This is a genomic window from Gordonia sp. NPDC003585, assembly GCF_040610755.1.
In the GTDB taxonomy this organism is placed as follows: Bacteria; Actinomycetota; Actinomycetes; order Mycobacteriales; family Mycobacteriaceae; genus Gordonia.
Genome location: NZ_JBEXMX010000024.1, coordinates 25,511 through 49,860 on the forward strand (window position 1 = coordinate 25,511; position 24,350 = coordinate 49,860).

General features: G+C 65.0%; 18 protein-coding genes. 14 read left to right on the top strand and 4 right to left on the bottom strand.

The genetic code is table 11. The features are described from left to right. Positions 1 to 160: 160 nt before the first annotated feature. The 11 genes from ABZW74_RS08835 to ABZW74_RS08885 all read left to right on the top strand — a co-directional run bounded on the left by ABZW74_RS08835 (position 161) and on the right by ABZW74_RS08885 (position 14,689). On the top strand, positions 161 to 1,381 hold the full coding sequence (locus ABZW74_RS08835; protein WP_240855693.1) for a branched-chain amino acid ABC transporter substrate-binding protein: 1,221 nt from the start codon (positions 161 to 163) through the stop codon (positions 1,379 to 1,381). Between the two features lie 103 nt (positions 1,382 to 1,484). Beyond that, positions 1,485 to 2,531: a branched-chain amino acid ABC transporter permease gene (locus ABZW74_RS08840; RefSeq protein WP_355275658.1), complete on the top strand. Its 1,047-nt coding sequence runs from the start codon at positions 1,485 to 1,487 to the stop codon at positions 2,529 to 2,531. Next, complete coding sequence (locus tag ABZW74_RS08845) at positions 2,528 to 3,745, top strand: branched-chain amino acid ABC transporter permease (RefSeq protein WP_355275660.1); 1,218 nt, start codon at positions 2,528 to 2,530, stop codon at positions 3,743 to 3,745. The genes ABZW74_RS08840 and ABZW74_RS08845 overlap by 4 nt, the downstream gene beginning before the upstream one ends. After that, a complete protein-coding gene (locus ABZW74_RS08850) occupies positions 3,742 to 4,710 on the top strand; it encodes an ABC transporter ATP-binding protein (RefSeq protein WP_355275662.1) in 969 nt (322 codons plus the stop codon). Before ABZW74_RS08845 ends, ABZW74_RS08850 begins: the two co-directional genes overlap by 4 nt. Then, complete coding sequence (locus tag ABZW74_RS08855) at positions 4,694 to 5,521, top strand: ABC transporter ATP-binding protein (RefSeq protein WP_355275664.1); 828 nt, start codon at positions 4,694 to 4,696, stop codon at positions 5,519 to 5,521. Before ABZW74_RS08850 ends, ABZW74_RS08855 begins: the two co-directional genes overlap by 17 nt. Positions 5,522 to 5,560: 39 nt before the next feature. Continuing rightward, positions 5,561 to 6,133: a GNAT family N-acetyltransferase gene (locus ABZW74_RS08860; protein WP_355275666.1), complete on the top strand. Its 573-nt coding sequence runs from the start codon at positions 5,561 to 5,563 to the stop codon at positions 6,131 to 6,133. Between the two features lie 48 nt (positions 6,134 to 6,181). Continuing rightward, positions 6,182 to 8,953 (top strand): DNA polymerase I, encoded by a 2,772-nt coding sequence (gene polA / locus ABZW74_RS08865; protein ID WP_355275668.1) that lies wholly within the window; start codon positions 6,182 to 6,184, stop codon positions 8,951 to 8,953. Positions 8,954 to 9,515: 562 nt separating this feature from the next. After that, positions 9,516 to 11,831: a bifunctional serine/threonine-protein kinase/ABC transporter substrate-binding protein gene (locus tag ABZW74_RS08870; protein ID WP_355275670.1), complete on the top strand. Its 2,316-nt coding sequence runs from the start codon at positions 9,516 to 9,518 to the stop codon at positions 11,829 to 11,831. 183 nt (positions 11,832 to 12,014) lie between these two features. Next, positions 12,015 to 12,950: an ABC transporter substrate-binding protein gene (locus ABZW74_RS08875; RefSeq protein WP_240855676.1), complete on the top strand. Its 936-nt coding sequence runs from the start codon at positions 12,015 to 12,017 to the stop codon at positions 12,948 to 12,950. A gap of 4 nt (positions 12,951 to 12,954) precedes the next feature. Then, on the top strand, positions 12,955 to 13,920 hold the full coding sequence (locus ABZW74_RS08880) for an amino acid ABC transporter permease (RefSeq protein WP_240855674.1): 966 nt from the start codon (positions 12,955 to 12,957) through the stop codon (positions 13,918 to 13,920). Continuing rightward, positions 13,907 to 14,689, top strand: coding sequence for an amino acid ABC transporter ATP-binding protein (locus ABZW74_RS08885; RefSeq protein ID WP_355275673.1), 783 nt, complete (start codon positions 13,907 to 13,909; stop codon positions 14,687 to 14,689). The genes ABZW74_RS08880 and ABZW74_RS08885 overlap by 14 nt, the downstream gene beginning before the upstream one ends. 6 nt (positions 14,690 to 14,695) lie before the next feature. Here ABZW74_RS08885 and ABZW74_RS08890 read toward each other — a convergent pair whose 3' ends face one another. Next, complete coding sequence (locus ABZW74_RS08890; protein WP_240856026.1) at positions 14,696 to 15,520, bottom strand: class I SAM-dependent methyltransferase; 825 nt, start codon at positions 15,518 to 15,520, stop codon at positions 14,696 to 14,698. 34 nt (positions 15,521 to 15,554) lie between these two features. On the opposite strand from ABZW74_RS08890, the gene ABZW74_RS08895 reads away from it, so the two are divergent. Continuing rightward, positions 15,555 to 18,527, top strand: a complete 2,973-nt coding sequence (locus ABZW74_RS08895; RefSeq protein WP_355275675.1) for a BTAD domain-containing putative transcriptional regulator — start codon at positions 15,555 to 15,557, stop codon at positions 18,525 to 18,527. Here ABZW74_RS08895 and ABZW74_RS08900 read toward each other — a convergent pair. The 3 genes from ABZW74_RS08900 to ABZW74_RS08910 form a co-directional block, all read right to left on the bottom strand. Beyond that, positions 18,471 to 19,568, bottom strand: coding sequence for a class I SAM-dependent methyltransferase (locus ABZW74_RS08900; protein WP_240855670.1), 1,098 nt, complete (start codon positions 19,566 to 19,568; stop codon positions 18,471 to 18,473). The genes ABZW74_RS08895 and ABZW74_RS08900 overlap by 57 nt on opposite strands. A 439-nt stretch (positions 19,569 to 20,007) precedes the next feature. Next, positions 20,008 to 20,544 (bottom strand): 2'-5' RNA ligase family protein, encoded by a 537-nt coding sequence (locus ABZW74_RS08905; RefSeq protein ID WP_240855669.1) that lies wholly within the window; start codon positions 20,542 to 20,544, stop codon positions 20,008 to 20,010. A gap of 51 nt (positions 20,545 to 20,595) precedes the next feature. After that, positions 20,596 to 21,495, bottom strand: coding sequence for a DUF4189 domain-containing protein (locus ABZW74_RS08910; protein WP_355275678.1), 900 nt, complete (start codon positions 21,493 to 21,495; stop codon positions 20,596 to 20,598). A 267-nt stretch (positions 21,496 to 21,762) separates the two neighbouring features. Between ABZW74_RS08910 and rpsA the strand changes: the two genes are divergently transcribed. Beyond that, on the top strand, positions 21,763 to 23,223 hold the full coding sequence (gene rpsA / locus ABZW74_RS08915; RefSeq protein WP_240855666.1) for a 30S ribosomal protein S1: 1,461 nt from the start codon (positions 21,763 to 21,765) through the stop codon (positions 23,221 to 23,223). An 88-nt stretch (positions 23,224 to 23,311) separates the two neighbouring features. Continuing rightward, the gene (gene coaE, locus ABZW74_RS08920; protein WP_355275680.1) at positions 23,312 to 24,214 is read left to right on the top strand and encodes a dephospho-CoA kinase; all 903 of its coding nucleotides are present in this window, start codon (positions 23,312 to 23,314) and stop codon (positions 24,212 to 24,214) included. Positions 24,215 to 24,350 lie beyond the last annotated feature (136 nt).

Consider the following 24,350-nt stretch of genomic DNA (forward strand, 5'->3'; position numbering starts at 1 on the left):
GAGCCTCGTAAATTCTGGGAAAACCTCACCGCGTTTGTCGTGGGAGTTTGCGCCCAATCCATCGCACCCAGCGCTTGGGCGGTCTATGTTTTCTCAAGGTCTGCTCAGCAGATCTCTCGACCAAGGGGTCGGGCCGGCTCTTGGAGAGAGGTACTGAACAATGCACCGTCGCGTGACGACAGTTGCACTGGCGACGACGCTGGCAGCTGTACTCGCCGTTTCGGCATGTAGTAGCAAATCCACGGATTCGGGTTCTGAATCCAGTGGATCGGCCGGCTCCGGACTGACGATCTCGCCTGTGGCCCAGATCAATACCGCGGGCGAGGAACAGCCCGCGGTACAGGAGGCCAACGCGCTCAATCCCGCCGAACCCGGCGGCCAGACCTGTGCCCCCGCGACCATCGCGATGGCCGGCGCCCTCACGGGTGCCGATGCGGCTCTGGGCATCAACATCAAGTACGGCGCTCAACTGGCCGTCGACCAGCACAACAAGGCCAACCCGAACTGCCAGATCACGCTGAAGACCTTCGACACAGAAGGCGATCCGCAGAAGGCAACTCAGGTAGCCCCGCAGATCACCAACGATGATTCGATCATCGGACTGATCGGTCCTGCCTTCTCGGGCGAGACCAAGGCGACCGGCGGCATCTTCAATCAGGCGGGGCTGGTGTCGGTGACGGCGTCGGCCACCAATCCGGGCCTCACCGGAAACGGCTGGAAGACCTTCTTCCGCGGACTGGCCAACGATGACGTGCAAGGTCCCGCCGTCGCCAACTACCTGACCGGCAAGCTCGGCAAGCAGAAGGTGTGCGTCATCAAGGACGACACCGACTACGGCGCCGGCCTGGAGAATGCGGTGACCGAGGCGCTGGGTGCCAAGGCCGACGCCAGTTGCTCCGGCGATGTGAAGAAGGGTGAGCGCGATTTCTCGGCGGTCATCTCTAAAGTAACTGCGGCACAACCGGATGCGGTGTTCTACGCGGGGTACTACGCGGAGGCCGCGCCACTCGCGCAGCAGCTGAAGACCGCAGCCCCCAACGTGACCTTCGTGTCGGGTGACGGTGCCAACGATCCGCAGTTCACCGCGCAGGCGGGCGACTCGGCGAAGGGCGCCTACCTGTCGTGCCCGTGTGGTCCGGCTCCCTCGCAGTTCGCGCAGGAGTATCAGTCGGCGTTCAACCAGGCTCCGGGCGTCTACTCCGTCGAGGCCTACGACATCGCGGCCATCATGATGAAGGGCATCGAGGAGGGCAACACCACCCGACCGAAGCTCCTGCAGTACATCGGGCAATACAAGGGCGCGGGTCTTGCGCGTCAGTACTCGTGGCAGACCAACGGCGAGCTCTCGACATCGCTGATCTGGGTGTACGAGGTCAAGTAACGCATCAACCAAACACTCGGTGCGTCCGTGCCGCCCACCGGCGTTCGGGCGCACCGAGTGTTTGTGAAGTACACCCGTGAACGATGACGGCTGAAGGGGACGAATGACCACCACCTACCTGGTGGCCGAGACGACAACAGCGGTGGCGTCGACCATTGGATTCGACGTCGGATCGCTTGTCGACAGCTTCTGGTATCTGACCATCGAGGGCCTGACGTACGGCTCCGTGTACGCCCTGGTGGCGGTCGGTTACACGCTTGTCTACGGCGTTTTGCGGCTCATCAACTTCGCGCATTCCGAGGTCTTCATGCTCGGCATGTTCGGCACCTACGTCGGATTGCTGCTGCTGGGGTTCACCCCGTCCGGCAACACGTACGCCGAGGGCACGTTGATGACGGTGGTTTATCTGGTGCTGGCGGGTCTGTTTGGCATGATCGTGTCCGGCGGTGCGGCCATGGGGTTGGAGTTCGTGGCCTATCGGCCGCTGCGACGGCGAAACGCCAAGCCGTTGGCCTTCCTCATCACCGCCATCGGCATGTCGTTCGTCTTGCAGGAGTTCGTGCACTACGTGCTGCCGAAGGCCCCGGTCGAGCCACCGCTGGGCGGCTCGTCGGCTCAGCCGACAATTCGCTTGGTCGCGCCGGTCGAACAGTTCACGATCTTCGGCGCCCCGGTCACGAACCTGACGATGGTGATCATCTTCTCGGCCGTGATTCTGGCGCTGGGCACCGACTTCATGATCAACAACACCCGGCTGGGTCGCGGGATTCGATCGGTGGCGCAGGACCCGGATGCCGCGCTGCTGATGGGCGTATCGCGGGACCGGGTCATTCTGCTCACCTTCTTGATCGGTGGTCTCCTGGCCGGTGCGGCCGCGCTGCTCTACACGCTGCGTGTCCCGAACGGGATCATCTTCAACGGCGGGTTCATCCTGGGTATCAAGGCGTTCTGCGCCGCGGTTCTCGGCGGCATCGGCAATGTCCGCGGAGCTCTGCTCGGCGGGCTGCTGCTCGGCGTGATGGAGAACTACGGATCGGTGCTGTTCGGCAACCAGTGGAAAGACGTGGTGGCCTTCGCATTGCTGATCCTGGTGCTGATGTTCCGTCCGACGGGCATTCTGGGTGAGAAGCTCGGAAAGGCGAGGGTATGACGACGCAACCGGTCGGCACGACAACGCCCCAGGCCCCCGAGCGCCACGGACTCGGCGACGCGATCCGCACGTGGTGGGAGGCACTCCCGCGCGTACAGCAGTGGCTGGTCGGTGCGCCATTGATCCTTCTCCTCGCGCTGCTGCCCGTCATCAATCCGCCGCTGATCACCACGACGGCCACCAACTTCGGAGTGGTCATGGCGACTTTTGCCATGACCGCGCTCATTGCCATCGGCCTCAACGTGGTGGTCGGACAAACCGGCCTCCTCGACCTCGGCTACGTCGGCTTCTACGCCGTGGGTGCTTATGTGGTAGCGCTGATGACCAGTCCGTCGAGTCCGCTGTGGAACAGCCCAGACCATGGGTTCTTCTCGGGCCCCTGGGCCTGGCTTGCGTGTGTTCCGCTCGCGATCGTGATCACCGGTGTCACCGGGCTCATCCTGGGCACGCCGACGCTGCGAGTGCGCGGCGACTACCTGGCCATCGTCACGCTCGGCTTCGGTGAGATCGTGCGACTGCTCGCCGACAATCTCACCGAGGTCACCAACGGGGCGTCGGGCCTGCAGGGCGTCCTGTACCCCGAACTCGGCCGCAGTGACGAGAGCCCAGGCGGTGTGTTCTCGACCGCCAACAACAGCACCGACCTCAACTACGGCGTGTGGTGGTACTGGCTCGGGATAGTCGCGGTGATCATCGTGCTCATCGTCGTCGGAAATCTGGAGCGCAGTCGCGTCGGCCGGTCGTGGGTCGCCATCCGTGAGGATGAGGATGCCGCAGAAATCATGGGTGTGCCGACCTTCAAATACAAGCTCTGGGCGTTCGTCATCGGTGCGGGAATCGGCGGGCTGTCCGGGGCGGTCTATGCGGGTCAAGTGCAGTACATCGATCCCAAGGCGTTCACGGTCATCAACTCGATGCTGTTCCTGTGCGCCGTCGTCCTCGGCGGTCAGGGAAACAAGCTCGGGGTCATCGCCGGTGCGTTCATCATCGTGTACCTGCCTGCGCGAGTTCAGGGCGTCGAGGTCGGCGGCCAGGCGCTGAGTGAATACAAGTACCTCTTCTTCGGGCTCGCACTCGTGGTGCTCATGATCTTCCGCCCGCAAGGGCTGTTCCCGGCCCGAGCACGATTGATCACCTTCGGTCGGCAAGTGTATTCGGTTGCGCGGCGCACACCAGCGCCCGCACCGTCGGGCAGTGAGGAGGCCCGCGCATGACGCACCGCTTGCCCGACGAGCCAGAACAGACGCCCCCGACACCCGACCTCGCCGAGCAGTTGGCAGAAGCCCACGCCGACGTCGAGGCCACCGTGGTGGTGAACCCCGCAGACGTCGACCCCACTCTTGCCGATCCGGAAGCCGTTGCCGAAGCCGTTGCGCCGCAACGCGAGATCGCTGCCGAAGAGGGTGAGACGCTACTGAAGGTCGAGGGTCTCACCGTGGAGTTCGGCGGGCTGGCCGCACTCGACGACATCAGCTTCGACATCAAGCGCGGCGAGATCCTCGGACTCATCGGACCCAACGGTGCGGGCAAGACCACCTGCTTCAACGCGATCACCGGTGTCTACCGGCCCACCAAGGGAATCATCACCTTTGATCAGGCGCCACTCGGAAAACTCAAGCAGCACAAGATCACTCGCCGCGGAATCGCGCGCACCTTCCAGAACGTGCGGCTGTGGGGTGAGATGACGGCGCTGGAGAACGTGTGCGTCGGTACCGACGCCCGACACAAGACGTCGGTCTTCGGTGGAATCTTTCGCACACCACGCCACTACCGCGAAGAACGCGATGCCGTCGATCGCGGCATGGCGTTGCTGGAGTTCGTGGGCATCGGACCGCGTGCGGCCGAGAAAGCGTCCAATCTGCCCTACGGCGATCAGCGGCGTCTCGAGATCGCGCGGGCACTCGCGACCGAACCCAAACTGCTGTGCCTCGATGAACCGGCGGCCGGCTTCAACCCGAGCGAGAAGACGGCGCTCATGGGACTGATCAAGAAGATTCGCGACGACGGATACACGATCTTGCTCATCGAGCACGACATGCGGCTGGTCATGGGCGTGACGGACCGGATCGTGGTGCTCGAGTTCGGACGCAAGATCGCCGAGGGCAGTCCTCGCGAGGTCCGCGACAATCCCGCCGTCGTTGCCGCCTACCTAGGAGTTCCCGATGACGAGATCGCCTGAGCACGACGACTCCGAAACAACGAACACCGTCGAGTCGGACACCGCGACCCCGGACGCCCCAACCACAGACGCCACGCCCGCCGACACCGGGACGCCGGTCCTCGAACTGACCGACGTCGTCATCCATTACGGACGTATCCGTGCGCTGCACGGGATTTCGTTGCACGTGAACGCGGGTGAACTCGTCACGTTGCTCGGTGCCAACGGGGCAGGGAAATCGACCACCATGCGCGGCGTTTCCGGGCTCAACAAACTCAGCGCCGGAGACATTCGCTTCCACGGTGAATCGATCACGAAGTGGTCGCCGCACGAGCGGGTGGCCCGTGGCATCGTCCAAGTGCCGGAAGGGCGCCGGATATTCCCCGGGATGACCGTCCTGGAAAACCTCGACATGGGTTGTTACGGAAGGAAATTCCCCAACAAGGCGGCCTACAAAGAGGCGCTCGACCACGTATTCGACGTGTTCCCACGTCTGGGTGAGCGACGCAAGCAATACGGCGGCACGATGTCGGGCGGCGAGCAGCAGATGCTGGCAATCGGTCGCGCGTTGATGGCCCGACCCACGCTCTTGCTGCTCGACGAACCGTCGATGGGGTTGGCGCCCATGGTGATTCAGCAGATCTTCCGGATCATCGCGCAGATCAACGCCGATGGCACAACCGTATTGCTCGTCGAGCAGAACGCGCAACAGGCGCTGAGCCGATCCGACCGCGGCTACATCATGGAAACCGGGACCATCACCAAGGAGGGGCCCGGCAAAGCGCTGTTGGTCGACGACGCGGTGCGAGAGGCGTACCTCGGCGTGGCGTGAGGACCGAACGCACCGTCGTCGATGAGTACTGTCGATGCCATGGTGGACGTCACAGTGGATACCGCGACCGATCTGGACACCGTTGAGCGAGTGCTCACGCAGGCGTTCGCCGACGACCCGGTCATGCTGTGGATACAGCCCGACGCGCGTCGTCACCGGATGATCTTCCATACGCTGTTGCGCAATGTGCACGGCCCGACCGCCACGCTGGAACTCGCCGTCCGCGACGGCGCCACCATCGGAGCGGCGGCCTGGGACCCGCCCGGGCACACGATCAGCGCCAAGGAGCAGGTGATGTCCTCGTTGTGGTTCATTCGTGCCCTCGGACCGCGGATTGGTCGGGGGATCGTGCTCGAACAGACCTTTATGAAACGACGTCCCAAGGAGCCGCACTGGTACCTCGGTCAACTCGGTGCCGCTGCTCCAGGTTTGGGAGCAGGGACCGCGCTGCTCGAACACCGTCTGTCGCAGATCGACGCGCCGGCGTATCTGGAGAGTTCCAACGAGCGCAATGTGCCGCTGTACGAGCGGTTCGGTTTCCGGGTGACCGAGGAGGTCGTACTGCCCTTTGACGGTCCGACGGTGTGGCTGATGTATCGGCCCATGCCGTGAGGTGCATGGGCGCTCAGGCTGTCGGAGCGCATCACTAGACTTCGAGAGGTGAGTCCCGCGCAGAGTTCCAGCCCCGCCCGATCCACGACGCGTGGCAAGGGCGCCGACCGTAAACCTGTGTTGATGCTCCTCGACGGGCATTCCCTGGCCTACCGGGCGTTCTTCGCGCTTCCTGCGGAGAACTTCAAGACCGCGAGCGGCCAGACCACCAACGCCGTATACGGCTTCACGTCGATGCTGATCAACCTGTTGCGCGACGAAGAACCCACGCACGTCGCCGCGGCCTTCGACGTGTCGCGCAAGACGTTCCGGTCCGAGATGTATCCGGAGTACAAGGCGCAACGATCCAAGTCGCCCGACGAGTTCAACGGGCAGGTCGACCTCACCAAAGAGGTTCTCGACGCCCTGGGCATCCCGGTGATGGCGATCGAGGGATACGAGGCCGACGACATCATCGCGACGCTGGCCACCCAGGCCGACGAGGAGGGATTCTCGGTGCTCGTCGTCACCGGTGATCGCGATTCGCTGCAGCTGGTCAACGAGCGAATCACCGTTCTCTATCCCCGTAAGGGCGTGTCGGATCTGACCCGCTTCACCCCGGAAGAGGTCGAGAAGAAGTACGGGCTCACGCCGGTTCAGTACCCGGACTATGCGGCCTTGCGCGGCGATCCGAGTGACAACCTGCCCGGCATCCCCGGGGTGGGGGAGAAGACCGCCTCGAAGTGGATCCGTGAGTACGGTTCGCTTGCGTCGCTCGTCGACCACGTCGACGAGGTGAAGGGCAAGGTCGGCGATGCCCTGCGCGCACATCTCGCGTCGGTGCAGACCAATCGTCAGCTGACCGAACTGGTCCGGGACATGCAATTGCCGGCCACGCCCGACGAGCTGGCCGTGGTCGGATGGGACAGAGACCGCATTCATCAGCTCTTCGACGATCTCGAGTTCCGCGTCCTTCGCGACAGGCTGTTCTCGACATTGAGTTCTGTTGAGCCAGAAGCGGAATCCGGATTCGACCTCGACGGCGCGATCTTGGCGCCGGGTGAGGTGTCGGACTGGCTGACCACACACGCCCGCACCGGCCGCAGCGGAGTCGCGGTGACCGCACCGCACGTCGTGGTGGGGGCCGATCCCACCGGTCTGGCGATCGCCGCTGCCGACGGTACGTCGGCCTACATCGATGCCAGTGCGGTCGACCCCGACGACGAGCGTGCGCTGGCCGAGTGGCTGGCCGACGACACCGTCGGCAAGGCGCTGCACGAGGTGAAGTGGGCGATCCACGCACTGGCGTCGCGTGGCTGGGCGCTGGCCGGCGTCACCAGCGACACGTCACTGGCCGCCTACATCGTCCGGCCCGGTCAGCGCACCTTCAACCTCGATGATCTGGCCTTGCGCTACCTGCGGCGGGAACTGCGCGACGACACGGCCACCGACGACGGGCAGTTGTCGCTGCTCGACGACGACGGCGGTGCCGCGAAGCTGGCCGAACAGCACATGCTCGAGGCGCGTGCCGTCGCGGAACTCGCCGACACCCTGGACACCGAGCTCGACCGGATCGATTCGCGGCCCCTGCTGACCGACATGGAACTGCCGCTGGCGTTTGTGCTCGCCGATCTGGAGGCGGCCGGAATCGCCGTCGACGTCGCACATTTCGAGGAGCTCGAACAGAACTTCGCCGAACGGATTCGGGTCGCCGCGGACGCTGCCTACGACGTGATCGGCGAGCAGATCAACCTTGGATCGCCTAAACAACTGCAGACCGTGCTGTTCGACAAGCTCGACATGCCGAAGACCAAGAAGACCAAGACCGGCTACACCACCGACGCCGACGCGTTGCAGGCGCTGTACGAGAAGACCGAGCATCCGTTCCTCGCGCATCTGCTGGAGCATCGCGACGCAACCCGACTCAAGGTCACCGTCGACGGGTTGTTGAAATCCGTCGCCGACGACGGTCGTATCCACACCACGTTCAACCAGACGATCGCCGCGACCGGACGCCTGTCGTCGACCGAGCCGAATCTGCAGAACATCCCGGTCCGCACGGCGGCTGGTCGGGAGATCCGGCAGGGCTTTATTGTGGGCGCCGGGAGCGTAGCGAGCGGGCCCGGTGTAGTGGGCGCCGAGAGTGACTGCCTGATGACCGCCGACTACAGCCAGATCGAGATGCGCATCATGGCGCACCTGTCCGAGGATGCCGGGCTCATCGAGGCGTTCAACACCGGGGAGGATCTGCACAACTTCGTGGGTTCGCGGGCGTTCGGCGTCCCGATCGACGAGGTGACCACGGAGATGCGGCATCGGGTGAAGGCGATGTCGTACGGCCTCGCGTATGGGCTGAGTGCCTTCGGTCTCGCCGCGCAGCTGAAGATCTCCCGTGACGAGGCCAAGGAGCAGATGGAAGCGTACTTCGCCCGGTTCGGTGGGGTCCGTGACTACCTGCACAACGTTGTGGCGGAAGCACGCCGAAACGAGTACACCGCAACGCTTTTCGGTCGTCGCCGATACCTGCCCGACCTCAACAGCGACAACTGGCAGCGTCGACAGTCCGCCGAGCGCATGGCCCTCAACGCGCCGATCCAGGGAACTGCAGCAGACATCATCAAGGTTGCAATGATCAACGTGCAGAAGCGGGTTCGCGCGGAGAAGCTCGATTCGCGCATGCTGCTGCAGGTGCACGACGAACTCGTCGTCGAAGTGGCCAATGGCGAACGCGATGCGATCGAGGCCGTGGTACGTGAGGAGATGGGTAGCGCCATCGAGTTGTCGGTGCCCTTGGAGGTGTCGGTTGGCTTCGGTCGGTCCTGGGACGACGCGGCACACTGATTCGAAGGGTACTGCCTTCGGCCTCCTGACCTGCGAAAACCCGCCTGCTGGTTGAGTAGCGTCCTGCCCGTGGAATCTAGGGGAAGAACTTTCATCCCCGGGGTTCGTGGTCGTCCGCGAGAAATTTCTGGGGGAGGGCACCAAGGGTAGGGGACGAGTTTCTTCCCCTACTTCTTGTGGCGGTTTGGGTCCGTGATCGCAGGGTTTGGGCCGTGACGACGGTGCCGACCAGAGGGGCCGGCCATCAGTATGACTCTGTGTCCGGAATCCGAACACGAAATCATACTGATCACCGCGACTGTGATACCCGCCCTCGACGACGACCCTCATCCGCCTCCACGGTCGCCGACGCCGTCGGCGGGTGGTCGTTGATGCGACGGGTTCGGTGGCGAACAGTTGAAGGTGAATCGAGAAACTTCAAGGGGGGTCGGCCACATGGTTGAATCCGCGCCACTGATCGGGTGGTGAACTGCGACCCGACCCTAAGGTGATGGCCATCACAGTTAGGGCGGATGGCTGTGACGTGTCGAGTATCCGCATCGTCATGCCCAGTGGAGGCCCCGTGATACTCGAAACGGGACGTATCTTTGCAGGTTATCGGGTCGTTCGGCCCATCGGTCAGGGCGGGATGGGTCAGGTCTATCTGGTCGAGCACCCACATCTTGGCCGGCTCGAGGCGCTGAAGTTGATCGCCGTCGACCACGGAGACCCGCAGTTCGAGGAACGATTCACTCGCGAGGCGAGGACGGCGGCCGCCCTGAAACATCCCGGCATCGTGACGATCTACCACTACGGGGTCGAGCAAGGCATGCCGTGGTTCACGATGGACTACGTCGATGGCACCGACTTGGCGTCGACCCAGCGACTGACTCGTGACGAGGTCGGGGTGGTCGTGTCGCATGCCGCGGACGCGCTGGATTACGCGCATCGCCATGGAGTCGTCCACCGCGACGTCAAACCGGCAAACATCATGGTCACCCGCGACGACGCAACGGGTTCGCTCGAGCGGGTGGTCTTGCTCGATTTCGGAATCGCCCGACTCATGTCGGGTGCACGTCTGACGGCGACGTCCGCCTTCATCGGCACATTCCGCTATGCGGCACCCGAGGTGCTCGACGGGACGTCGGCGACCGACCGTGCCGATCAGTACTCGCTGGCCTCCACGACGTTCGAATTGCTCACCGGCAGAGCGCCTTTCACTGCCGAGCACCCGGCGGGTCTGATCGCGGCACAATTGAGCAAGCCACCGATGTCGCCGTCGGAGGTCTCGCCAGAACTGGCGCCGATCGACCCGTGCGTCCAGCGTGCCCTGGCCAGGAATCCCGCCGCGCGTTACGCGTCGTGCTCGGACTTCGCACGTGACTTCGCCGCCGGTCTACAGGTCATGAATCCAAGTGCATCGGTCACGGCGACCCAGGTGGTGGTGCCACCGTCCGGTCGCGGGGACGACAGCAATCCGGCCGCCGTCCCGACGTCGATGCGGGCGAGTAGGGCCGCTTCGGTGGCCGGTATGGGGTACGGCCCCGGAGGAGCATCGGGACCCGGCTCGACGCCCGGCGAACCACTGGGCCCGTTCGGACCACCCTCGGGTCCCGGACCACATCCCTCGTGGCCGTCCCAACCACCGCCACCACCGCGCAAGAAGCGGCGAAAGGCTTTGTGGGCAGGGGGCATTGCCGCAATGATCGTGGCGGCGCTGGTCGTCGCCGCCGGTGTGTACGCATTCCGATCGGATGACGAGTCCGAGGTCGAGGCCAAGGCATCACGGGCGGTTGGCCCCGGTGTGTTCATGCCGATCACGCAGGTCGCCGTCGACGGTAGCCCGGCCGCGCATGACGTGAGTCAAGCGCTGGATCCACGTGGATCGGGAGACGCGAAATGTGCGCCGACGACGATTGCGTGGGCCGGACCGCTCAGTGGCAAGCGCGCCACTCGTGCAGCCGGCACGCGTAACGGGGTGGCGCTCGCCGTGCAGGCTCACAACGACGCTAATCCCGATTGTCCGGTGACGGTGCGCGAGGTCGACACCCAGGGAGATCCGGAACAGGCGGCGAGGCTGACTCCCGGCATCATCGGTGATCCCTCGGTCATCGGTGTCATCGGTCCGTGGACCTCGGGCGAGGCCTTTGGCATGGGCCCGGCGTTCAACGCAGCCGGCCTGGCCTTTGCGAGCGGTTCGACGACATCGCCGAAGCTGGGCACCGACGGATGGCGCACCTTCTTCCGGGGCACCATCTCCGACGATGAACTCGGGTTCGCCATCGCGAACTACCTGGCCAAAACCCGGCGATTCTCCAAAGTCTGTGTGGTCGGCGACGACACGGACCTGTCCGGTTCCCTGTCGCCGTCGGTGGCGGCGAACCTGGGATCGGCACTTGCGGCGGACTGTAACCTCACTCTGAAGGCCGGGTCCACGGATTACGCCCAGCAGGTGGCACGCATCAAAGCGGTCGCTCCCGACGCCGTCTTCTACGGAGGCAACTACCCGGAGGCCGCGCCGCTGGTGCGGCAGATGCGCGACGCGGGTGTCTCGGCCACGTTCGTCGGCGGGTCCGACGGAATCTTCAACCCGCTGTTCGTGGAGGCAGCCGGCCCGGCCGCGAAGGGAACTCTGGTGGCGTGCACCTGCGGTCCGTCGTCGGAGCAATTCCTTGCGGCCTACCGTGACAAGTTCCAGGCCGAGCCACTGGTGTTCGCGTCGGAAGCCTACGATCTGACGACCATCATGCTGGCGGGCATCTCCTCGGGTGTGAACACGCGGGAGGCGATGGTCGCCCATCTGCAGCGCTACGCGGGCATGGGGATGGCGCGGGAATACCAATGGGGCACCAACGGAAACCTCACGTTCCCGCGGGCATGGGTCTTCCAGGTCGCTTGATCGAACGAGCCCACGACGGCGAGCGAGCGATCGCTCATCTGGCTGTCGGGATCGGCTCCGCCGGTTAATCTTTCGTAACCGACCGGTGAAGTGCGACCGCAGGCAGTAAGTTCAGACGCCGGGGGACACGACAGTTTCGGTTGGTTACCTGCTCTGAGTATCGGGGCACGAAGGGGTTTTGTGATGCGCGACCTGCGATCGATCCGTCCGGCAGCGATGAGGCTGCCGGCAATTCTCACGCTGCTCTTGGCCGTGATCGCCCTTGTGGTGGCGGGCTGCTCCAATGACGAGTCCACAGAGGGCAATGGTGGCAGTTCCGCAATCCAACCGATTTCCGTGGATGTCGAGAAGCAGGCCGATATCGCAGCACTGTTGCCGCCGGAGATCGCGCAGTCCGGGCAATTGATCGTCGGCGTGAACGTTCCCTACGCACCCAACGAGTTCAAGAACAGCAGCGGCGAGATCATCGGCTTCGACGTCGATCTCATGAACGCCATCGGCAAGGTGCTCGGCGTGACACCGGTCTACAAGGAAGCCGACTTCGACAAGATCATTCCCGCGATCCAGGCAGGGACGTTCAACATCGGCATGTCGTCGTTCACCGACAACCTGGAGCGGCAGCAGCAGGTCGACTTCGTCACCTACTTCAATGCGGGCACGCAGTGGGCGCAGCAGGCCGGTGGGAACATCGATCCGAACAACGCCTGCGGCAAGAAGGTTGCCGTGCAGGCCACGACCGTGCAGGACACCGACGAGATCCCCGCGAAGAGCAAGGCGTGCACCGATGCCGGTAAGCCGGCCATCGAGAAGGTGAAGTTCACCGATCAGTCCGAGGCGACCAACGCGCTCGTGCTCGGTCGGGTGGACGCGATGTCGGCGGATTCGCCGGTCACCGCCTACGCGATCAAGCAGGCCGGCGGCAAGATCGAGGCGGCCGGCGAAGTGTTCGACTCGGCGCCGTACGGATACCCGATCGCCAAGGGCTCGCAACTTGCGCAGGCCATCCAGAAGGCAGTGCAGTTCCTGATCGACAACGGCCAGTACAAGGCGATCACCGAGAACTGGGGCGTCCAGGCAGGTGCCATCCCCACCGCGGTCATCAACGGCGCGACCAGCTGATCGGGTGAGTTCACCGACCACCGGCCCGACCGGTGTGGGTTCTGACGCGGAGTCAGAACCCACACCGATCAAGGCCGTACCACTGCGACATCCTGGTCAATGGGTAGCGGCAGCGATCGTCGCGATCCTGGTCTTCCTGTTCATCTGGGGCGCAGCCACCAACGACGCTTACGGGTGGAGTACCTACGCGAAGTATCTCTTCGACACCCGCATCCTCGAGGGTGTCGGGTACACCATCGCGCTGACGGTGCTGTCGATGGTGATCGCCATCGTTCTCGGTGTGCTGTTGGCGATCATGCGACTGTCACCCAATGTCGTGTTGCGGTCGGTGTCGTGGGTGTACCTCTGGATCTTCCGTGGCACACCCGTGTACGTGCAGTTGGTCTTCTGGGGACTGTTCCCGTCGCTGTACAAGCAGATCGATCTCGGAATCCCGTTCACCTATCAATTCGTTCACTTCGACATCCAGTCGCTCAATGCGGCATTCACCTTCGCGATGATCGGCCTGGCGCTCAACGAATCGGCGTACATGGCCGAAATCGTCCGCGCCGGCATCTCCTCGGTCGGTGAGGGTCAGACCGAGGCATCGGTGGCACTGGGGATGTCGTGGACGCAGACGATGCGTCGCACAGTGCTGCCGCAGGCGATGCGCGTCATCATCCCGCCGACCGGCAACGAGGTCATCAGCATGCTGAAGACCACGAGCCTCGTGACGGCGGTGCCGTTCAGTCTCGAGCTCTACGGTGTGGCCCATGACATCTCGGGTGTCAATTTCCAGCCGATCCCGCTGTTGCTCGTCGCGTCGACCTGGTACCTCGCGATCACCAGCGTGTTGATGGTCGGCCAGTTCTACCTCGAGCGTTACTACGCCCGAGGTGCCTCGCGGCAGCTCACCGCCCGGCAGTTGAAGGCGATGGCCGCAGTGCGGAACGAGGTCGTCGTGGATGAGGAGAGCGATGAGCGCCGGTGACACGAAGCCGCAGCCCATGGTGCTGGCCGACCGCGTGTGCAAGAGCTTCGGGACCTTGCAGGTCCTCAAGGGCATCACGCTGGAGGTCGGCCGGGGTGAGGTGCTCTGCCTGATCGGTCCCTCCGGGTCGGGCAAGTCCACCTTCTTGCGCTGCGTCAATCACCTCGAGGTGGTCAACGCCGGTCGGCTATACGTGGACGGTGACCTCATCGGCTACCGGGAGCGCGGCGACAAGCTCTACGAGATGAGCCCGAAGGATGCGGCCAAGCAGCGCCGGGATATCGGGATGGTGTTCCAGCACTTCAATCTGTTCCCGCACCGCACTGCGCTGGAGAACGTGATCGAGGCGCCCACGCAGGTGAAGAAGCAGTCGAAGACCGAGGCGCTCGCCCGGGCCCGGGAACTCCTCGATCGGGTGGGGCTCGCGGACAAGGCCGACACCTATCCGGCGCAACTGTCCGGCGGCCAACAGCAACGCGTGGCCATCGCGCGGGCGCTCGCCATGGACCCGAAACTGATGTTGTTCGACGAACCGACATCGGCGCTCGATCCCGAACTGGTCGGCGAGGTCCTCGGCGTGATGCGTGAGCTCGCGGCGTCGGGAATGACGATGGTGGTGGTCACCCACGAGATGGGCTTCGCCCGTGAGGTGGCCGATCAACTGGTCTTCATGGACGGCGGGGTGGTCGTCGAAAGAGGCGATCCGCGCGAGGTTCTGGCCAACCCGCAGCACGAACGGACCAAGCTCTTCCTGTCGAAGCTGCTCTGATGGTCCTCAGCGGACCGGCTTCGTGCAGGAGAAGATCGCCGTCCCCGGAAAGTAGCTGCCGCGCAACGGACTCCACTGGCCCCACACGCGATCGAAGTCGTCGGGCCATTCCGGTTCGATGATGTCGTCCAGAATCAGTCCGGCGGAGCGGATCTCGCGGACCCGATCGCCGATGGTGCGGTGGTGTTCGGCGTAGGTCACCTGCCCGGCGTCGTCGATCTCGGTGTAGGGAGTGCGGTTGAAGTACGGGATGGTCACGGTCAGTCCGTCGGGACCCGGGTCGTCGGGAAACATCCAGCGCATCGGATGATTCACGGCGAACACCCATCGCCCGCCGGGGCGGAGCACTCGGGCCACCTCGGCCATGACGCCGGCCGAATCGGCCACGAACGGCACAGCGCCGAAGGCCGAGCATGCGGCGTCGAAGGAATCGTCGGCGAACGGGAGTGCCTCGGCGGTCGCTTGCACAAGTGGCACCCGCTGCTCGTCGCGGGCCATGGCGGCGACACCGATGCCGAGCATGCGCCGCGACAGATCCATGCCCACCACGCGGGCGCCCTGTGCGGCGAGCCAGCGGGCACACGGAGCCGAGCCGCAGCCGACCTCCAGGATGTCGCGACCGGCTACCTCACCGAGAAGGTGGACGTCGGCTTCCCGAACCCGCTCGGGACACCAGACAAAATCGCCGCCGTCGCGACCGACGCCGAGGAATTCTCCGTGTTCGCGGTGGTAGTTCTCGGCGTCGGAGTCCCACCACGACCGGTTTGCTCGTTCGGTGACCTCCGAGGTGGCATCGGGAAGTAGCTGGGGCGGACGCGGAACCTGCGGCATGTCGTCGTGCACGCCTCCGATGATAGAATTTCGCGTGGTCAGCGTGCTTCTGCTGGGTCCGATCGACGTTGCACCGACAGTTCCGTCGGTGCGAACCACCGCGCAATTCGGCAGTCCACGTCTGCGCTGCCTGCTCGCTGCGCTCGCGGTCCACGCCGGTGAGATCGTGAGCGTCGACCAGCTGGCCGACATCCTCTGGGGCGACGAGCAACCGACCCGACCCGAAGCCTCGCTGCACAACCTGGCATTCCGTCTGCGCTCCGAATTGCGGCGCGCGGGGCTGGAATCGGTGACGGTCCGCACGATGGCTCCGGGATACGGATTGACCGCCAAGCCGACCGACCTCGACGTCGCGGTCTACGCGGACGCGATCCGGTCGGCGGCCACGCTCCTCGGACCGGATCCGCAGGCGGCCCTCGACCTGGTCGACGACGCCGAAGCTCTGTGGCGCGGAGACCCATTCGGTGAGTTCACCGACGCCCACTGGGTGCGCGAGGCGGTCGGTGATCTGGTCGAACTGCGTCTTCGTGGCGTGGAGATCGGTGCGGACGCGCTCTTGTCGCTGGGTCGCGCACCCGATGCAGTACAGCGACTTTCGTCGACGACGGTGGAGCATCCCTACCGTGAGAGTCTGCACCTGCGTCTGATGCAGGCGCTCTCGAGCGCGCATCGGCCGACCGACGCGCTCGCCGTCTACCGCAGCCTGCGGGACAGGCTGGCAGAAGACCTTGGCACCGAACCCGATGCCGCGCTTGGGCGGTTGCACGCAACGATCCTGGCCGGTCCCGAAGCCACCGCGGCCGCCCCCCGACGTGAGCACGCCGAACTCTTCGGCCGCCGGCACGATCTCGCCGCGGTGACGGACGCGTTGGCGGCCGATCGGGTCGTCACCGTCGTCGGGGTGGGTGGGGTGGGCAAGACGGCGTTGGCCCGGGAACTCGCGACGCACTTCGGTCCGACGTCATGGTGGTGGTCAGAACTGGCGTCGGTGACCGACGGCCCTGCCGTGGCGCCATTGGTGGCAGCGGCCACGGGCGTGCGGCTGCGCGGGGACCTGAATCCGGTCGATGGGCTGGCCGACGCACTCTCAACCGCGGAAGGCGTTGTGGTGCTGGATAACTGCGAACACGTCATCGATGCGGCGGCGGTGGTCGCGTCGACGTTGCGGTCGCGGTGTCCGGGTATCACGGTGCTGGCGACCTCGCGCATGCCGCTCGGGGTGGACGGAGAACGAATCTTGCCGCTCGAGCCGCTCGCCGCGCCCGGCGAAATCGGTGATGTCGGGTCGTCGCCCGCGGTCCAACTCCTTTGTGCGCGTGCCTCGTCCCGCGATCCGGACTTCTGCCTGACCGAGGCGAATGAGGCTGCTGTTGCGGAGATCTGCCGACGGCTCGACGGTATCCCACTGAGTCTCGAACTGGCTGCCACCAAGATGCGGGCTCTCGGGCCGGAAGTACTGGCGGGGCGGCTCGAGTGGCGATTCCGGGTGCTCCGCGGCGGGGTTCGTGCAACGCACCCGCGGCATCGAAGCCTGCACGCCCTCGTCGACTGGTCGTATTCGTTGCTGGGCGAACGCGAACGGGAACTCTTCGACATGCTGTGGGTGTTTGCCGGCGACTTCGATCTTGCCGCGGTTGAGTTTGTCGTTGCCGAGGTCGAGGGACCCGCTACCCGCGACGACGTCGAACTGCGGATGTCCGAACTCGTGGAGGTGTCGATGGTGGCCGTGCGCGGCGGCAGATATCGCCTGCTCGAGACGCTGCGCAGCTTCGGCGTGCAACAGTGCACCCAGGGTCGTGACGAGACCCTCCGCCGTGCGCATGCGGGCTACGTCGCCGATCGGCTTGCCGGGCGAGAACGCGATCTGTGGGGACCGGGTCACGCCGCGGCGGCACAGATGGCCGCGGCCATGCTGGACGACGTTCGCCGTGCCATGGATTGGGCGGTCACCCACGACCGACGGCTCGCGATCCGCATCCTCCTCGGGTTGCTGCCCTATCTCGAACTGTCGATGAGTACCGAGGTGACCGGATGGGCGCGAGACTTGCTGCGCAAGAGCGGAGATGAGCATCGTCGTGAACGAGCGGTCGTCCTCGCGGTTGCGGCAAGCGGTGCCCGTTTCGACGGCGACCTGTTCGCTGCGGGGCAACGGGCGCGGGACGGGCTCGACTGCGATCCGCACGGACCGGTCCTCGTGTATTTGCACATGATCCTGCTCGATGTGGCCATGTTCCAAGGGGATCTCGATCTCGCGCAGGAGCACACTCACCGCTATCGCGTCGCCGCCGCCGATGCGGGTATGCCGTCGGTAACGTACATGGCTCGTGCCTGTTCGGTTCTGGTCGACTCGTATCGCGATGACGCCGACGAACCAGAGGCGGGTTCGGCGCACGTGATTGCGGTCGCCGGCGCTGCGGCGGACGCGGGCGACGACGTCGTTGCGTCGTGGTGCAACTACATCGCCGGCGAGGTGTTGCGCGAGTGCGACCCGCATCGGTCGATTGGGTTGTTCGACAACGCGATCGAGGGTTCGGCCCGAACCTGCGACCGCTATCTGCAAGGGGTGGCCATGGTGTCGCGGGCGTCGGTGGAGTTGCGGGCCGGTGACCCGTCGATCGCGGCCGGCATGTTCCGCGACGTGGTCGAGCACTGGCGCAGATCGGGCAACTGGACTCACCAGTGGGTGGCAATGCGAACCGTCGTCGAACTGCTTGCACACCAGGGCGATAAGGCGGCTGCGGCGCGGTTGCTCGGAGCCATCCGGCACTCCGGTGAACTCAGCGGTGCCGGGGTGTACGGCGAGGACGAGGAGCGCCTGGCCGGGATTGAGCATGAACTGACCGAGACTCTCGGCGACGACACTGTGGCGGTCCTGATGGAACTGGGTGCCGCCCTGCACCCGGCTGCGGTGGTCGCGTCGAGTGCCGCCGCCCTGGACATACTGTCGCGGTCAGGTCCGGGTGGTGAGCTCGTAGAAACGGAAGAAGCTGAAGTCGTCGATGGGTAGCGTCGCGGCGCCGGCGAATCCGGCGTCCTTCGCGTAGCCGTCCAAGACGCTCGGTCGCATCACCGTACCGGTGGCGGACGACGGTTCCGAACACATTCCGTCGGGCAGACAGACGAAGATCGAGAATCCGTACATGAGCCGGTCGACCTCGTCGGCGGACCCGGCGAACTCCCCGGACACCGCCTCGTCCATGACCACCATCGAACCGCCCGGCACGAGCGCGGCACGCACCGATCGGAGAACCTCTACCGGGCGTGGCATGTCGTGAATGCACTCGAAGGCGAAGGCAATGTCGAAAGTGCCTGCTTCGCCGGCGGTGTTGCCGTCGGCGAGACGGAAGTCGACACGATCGGCCACCCCATGGTCTGCTGCGTTGCGCCGAGCCATCGCCACCGACTCCGCATCGACGTCGAGTCCGGTGAAGAGTGCCTCGGGGTAGGCCTGTGCCAGAGCGATGGTCGACCATCCGCCGCCGAATCCCACGTCGAGAATGCGCGCTCCCGGCCTCGACAGGGTCCGGTGGATGTGGTCGACGCCGGCGATCGCGGGTCCGAGGCGTTGAGCAAACCACGGCCGGTTCAGGGCCGCTTGACATTCGCGGGCATCGGCGCCCAGGGCTTCCCAGCTGACGCCGCCGCCGCGTCGGTAGGCCGACATCAGTTCGGGAAGGTGCGTGAAGGCGGCCGCGAACATCCGTGGGAGGGCGCCGAGGTAGGCAAGACTGTGTTCGTCGAGCAGCACCTCGGCGACCCCTGGTGCGATGGCGAACTTCGGGGTTGTCGAGGTGGTGTCGGCGTCCAGTATCCCGAAGGCGGCTTGCATCTCCAGCCATTCGCGGACGTATCGGCGATGGGTTCCGGTGCGTGCGGCGACGTCGTCGGCAGTCGAGGGTCCGTGATCGGCGAGGTCGGCATACCAGCCGAGACGTTCGCCGAGGTAGATGCTCATCGTCTCGGCCGTGGCCAGAGTCGAGGTGAACAGCCGCTCGGCGAACTCGTCGGCGGACGGTGCATGGTCGGTGTGAATCTGTGTGAGTGTCATGCCGGAAGTCTTGCCCGGCGACCTCTCAGATCACTCTCACCGCCTGAGTGCCGAGTTGGAGAACGCGAGTGCTGCAGCACTCGCGCTCTCCAACTCAACTCGAGTCCTCGCAGCTCGAGGTGGAATGTGGCCAGGAGGAAGCCCAGGCCGTGCCCGACCTGGTTGTCTATGTGCCGTGGGTGGCCTCAGGCCACACCCTGTGCCGAATCGTTGAATCTGTGTGGTGCAAAACCCAAGTTCTCCACAAGTACCCGGAGTGTAAGGATCGCTTCCACGGCAGGAACCGCGGCCGGTTCACAGCGTCGCTAACCCTCATTTTGCGGGCGCCAAACCATCGTGTTTTCCCAGGTCAGAGCGCTGGCCGCCAAACCTTCGTAACGGGGAGCAGAGGGACGTGACGCGTTGGTGCAGGTCAGCGTCATGATCACCGGACTTGGAGTCAGCGAACCCCAGCAATCCGAGTTTCGGTGCGCGCGTCGCTGTCCCATCGTCGGAGAGCCACGAACCGGCCATCGATCGGAGTTTGGAGGTCGGCCACGTCGAGTGCGCGGGTGAGTTGCTCGGGGTCGAGACGCCGAGCGATCGTGACGTGTGGAGTCCAGCTTCCCGGTGCGGTGTGGAGCGGCGGCGGGGCATCGGCGATGTGGTCGGCGGACAAGTCGACAACCTCTGCGTGCAGATCGAGCAATTCGGCGGTCGGAACCACGAGCCGTGCGAGGATCACCCGTTCGGGCCGGCCGAACAGAATCGGCGCACCGATGGTCATCGGGATCGGGAATCGCATGGACAGGTGGGCGCACGCTGCATCTGCCTCGGCCCGAATTCGCGAACTCACCAACACGGTGACGTGCGGGCGATTGGTCGGAGTGAGATGCCGGCCCGCGCTCGGGAGGCCGGCGTCGGTGAGCTGTGACCAGTGGGTTCGCACGGTCGCATCGCTGCGCTCGTCGAGCAGGAGCTCGATGGAATGCATCATCGCGTCAAGTCAACCAGCCGGTCTGTGAGCCCGATACCAGGTTGGGAATGGTCACATACAGGTGGTGATGAGCTCGCTGCACGTGCCCTGGCCGATCGACGTGCACTTGTCCCGTGCCGCGGTGATCACCGAAGAGCGCACTCGACCGTTCGCCCAACCCGTGGGCCCCCAGCCGCTGGCGGCCGGAGCCGTGGCCACCGAGGCGCACCACCCGGTCTGCATCGGTACCCATCCGCAATAGCTGTCCGACGGCCAGCCCTTGCTCCAGATGGCCTGGTTGCAGGCGTTGACGGCCGCCGTCTTCGCGGCGGTGCTGGTCGGATAGTTGGTGGCGACCTTGTACGCGCCCGACCCGGAGAACGCGATCGCCCCGTAGTAGATGGTCTCGGGTGTAGTCGTGGTGGTCGTCGTATACGGCGTGTACGACGGGCTCACGGTGGATTCGGTGGATGTGCTCTCGGTCGAGGTGCTCGCGTGGGCACTGTTCTCGGAATCCTTGTCGTCGCCCGATTTTGCGATGGCGATCACCGCGACGGCGACCACGACGCCGACGATCAAGACGAGGACGCCGACGATCGCGAGCACGGTGGTGCCCGAGTTCCCGCCACCGCCGTTAGGTGGCGGGCCGAACGGGGGACCCCCGAAGGGCGGCCCGCCGAACGGAGGGCCGACGGGCGGTGGTCCCGACGGTGGTGGTCCGTACGGTGACGATGGGTATGGGGGAGTCCCGCTCGGTGGTGGCCCGCCGAACTGGCCCGGGCCGTTCTGGACGGGGTTGTACTGGGTCGCCCCGTACTGGTTGGGATCGTATGGGGGCGTCGGATTGTGGCCGGTCGGCGTGCCGTACGGGTCTGGGGCTCTCTCGCCGCCCCTGCCGTTCTGAGCACTGCCGTTTGGAGGACCGCCGTGTGGATCACGGCCGTATGGGTCGCCGTTGTATGGATTGTTCATCGCGATATCCCCGATCCTTCTACTGGCGTGCACGGCCACGACGTCCCACCGTGAGCCAGACACCCGCCCCGAACGCTCGACCGGAACCTGCCCTTGAGGTCGTATTTGCCCAGGACAACCCGTCTCGCGTAGTCTTGCACGAGCACGCGCGCATGGTCGCGTGCCCTCGTTGTGCCCAACGCCGATCCAGTGTCAGTCGACTCAGTGTCAGCGGGCCCGACAAGCGGAACTGTACCTACTACACACCTGTCCGGAGCAACTCAACATATGTCGTCCCCCACGATCACCTCGCCGCAAGTAGCCGTCAACGATATCGGCTCGGCCGAGGACTTTCTCGCCGCCATCGACTCCACGATCAAGTACTTCAACGATGGCGACATCGTGGAAGGCACCATCGTCAAGGTCGATCGGGACGAGGTTCTGCTCGACATCGGTTACAAGACCGAAGGCGTCATCCCTTCCCGTGAACTCTCGATCAAGCACGACGTCGACCCCAATGAGGTCGTCAACGTCGGTGACGAGGTCGAGGCCCTGGTCCTCACCAAGGAGGACAAGGAAGGCCGCCTGATCCTGTCCAAGAAGCGCGCTCAGTACGAGCGTGCGTGGGGCACCATCGAGGAGCTCAAGGAGAAGGACGAGGCCGTCAAGGGCACCGTCATCGAGGTCGTCAAGGGCGGCCTGATCCTCGACATCGGCCTGCGTGGCTTCCTCCCGGCGTCGCTGGTGGAGATGCGTCGCGTTCGCGATCTGCAGCCGTACATCGGCAAGGAGATCGAGGCCAAGATCATCGAGCTCGACAAGAACCGCAACAACGTGGTGCTGTCGCGTCGTGCCTGGCTGGAGCAGACCCAGTCCGAGGTCCGCAGCGAATTCCTGCACCAGCTGCAGAAGGGCCAGGTCCGCAAGGGCGTCGTGTCCTCGATCGTCAACTTCGGCGCGTTCGTCGACCTCGGCGGCGTCGACGGTCTGGTGCACGTCTCCGAGCTGTCCTGGAAGCACATCGATCATCCGTCCGAGGTTGTCACCGTTGGTGACGAGGTCACCGTCGAGGTTCTCGACGTCGATCTGGACCGCGAGCGTGTTTCGCTGTCGCTCAAGGCAACTCAGGAAGATCCGTGGCGTCAGTTCGCCCGCACCCACGCGATCGGTCAGATCGTGCCGGGCAAGGTCACCAAGCTGGTGCCGTTCGGTGCGTTCGTCCGCGTCGACGAGGGCATCGAGGGCCTGGTGCACATCTCCGAGCTGGCCGAGCGTCACGTCGAGGTGCCGGATCAGGTTGTCGCCGTCGGTGACGACGCGATGGTCAAGGTCATCGACATCGACCTGGAGCGTCGTCGGATCTCGCTGAGCCTCAAGCAGGCCAACGAGGATTACACCGAGGAGTTCGACCCGTCGAAGTACGGCATGGCCGACAGCTACGACGAGCAGGGCAACTACATCTTCCCCGAGGGCTTCGACGCCGACACCAACGAATGGCTCGAAGGCTTCGAGAAGCAGCGTGAGGCATGGGAGGCCCGGTACGCCGAGGCCGAGCGTCGCCACAAGATGCACACCGCTCAGATGGAGAAGTTCGCCGCTGCTGCCGCCGAGGCCGCCAACGCCCCGTCGGACTACTCGTCGGCATCCGAGAGCCGCACCGCGAGCAGCGCTCCCGCGTCGACCGGCGGTTCGCTGGCCAGCGACGAGCAGCTCGCAGCACTGCGCGAGAAGCTGTCGGGCAACGCCTGATCGCTCCGTAGTCACTGACTGACGAGGCCCCCTCCCGATTCGGGAGGGGGCCTCGTTGTCGTCTGTGTCGGTTTGCGAAACTGATGGGGTGATCAGGCTGGGGCTGACCGGCGGCATCGGAGCCGGCAAATCGACAGTGGCCAAGACCTTCGTCGACCGGGGCGCGTACATCATCGACGCCGACAAGATCGCCCGTGAGGTGGTGGCACCCGGATCGGAGGGGCTCGCCTCGCTCGTGACGGCCTTCGGCGACGACATCCTCACCGCCGACGGCAGCCTCGATCGGCCGGCGCTGGCCGCCAAAGCCTTCGTCGACGACGAGCAGCGTGCCAAACTCAACGGCATCACCCATCCGTTGATCGGCGCACGGACTCAGGCGCTGCTCGACGCGGCGCCGCCGGATGCGATTGTGGTGCAGGATATTCCGCTGCTCGTGGAGAACCACACGGCACCGTTCTTCCATCTCGTCGTCATCGTGCACGCCGATGAACAGCTTCGTCTGCATCGTCTGACCACCATGCGCGGTGTGGATGAGGCCGATGCCCGGGCTCGGATCGCTGCTCAGGCCACCGATGAGCAGCGGCGCGCGGTGGCCGACGCCTGGCTGGACAATTCCAGTACGCCCGAGGACCTGGCCGCAGCTGCTGCGGCGCTGTGGGACGAACGGCTGGTGCCGTTCGAGGCGAATGTGCGTGCGCGTCGGCCTGCGGAGCCGATCGAGGCTCTCGTGGCGGCCGACCCGGACCCGGGTGCGTTGCCCGGCCGTCTCACCAACCGACTCTGGGCGATCGTCGGCGCGAACGCGACCGCGGTCGAGGTCACCGCGAGCGAACCGTCGATCGAGCTGATGGTGACCGCACGGAGCGACGATGCGGCCGCCGAACTGGGCGATGCGCTCGCCGATGGCGGGTTTGCTCCGGTGGCGCCTGGTCGCCATCGATCCTGCGATCCCGGCAAGCCTGCGACGGTCGCGGTGGTTGCGCCGACCTGATCCGAAGCTCGTGACTTCTTCCCCCGTCCAATAGGTTCCTCGATTCTTGCGTCCGGAGCCGTCGTAGATTGCTACCCTGAGCCAGAAATGTTTCATATATGACCTGGGGACTGGTCGGGGAGAGTCGGGAAAAGCT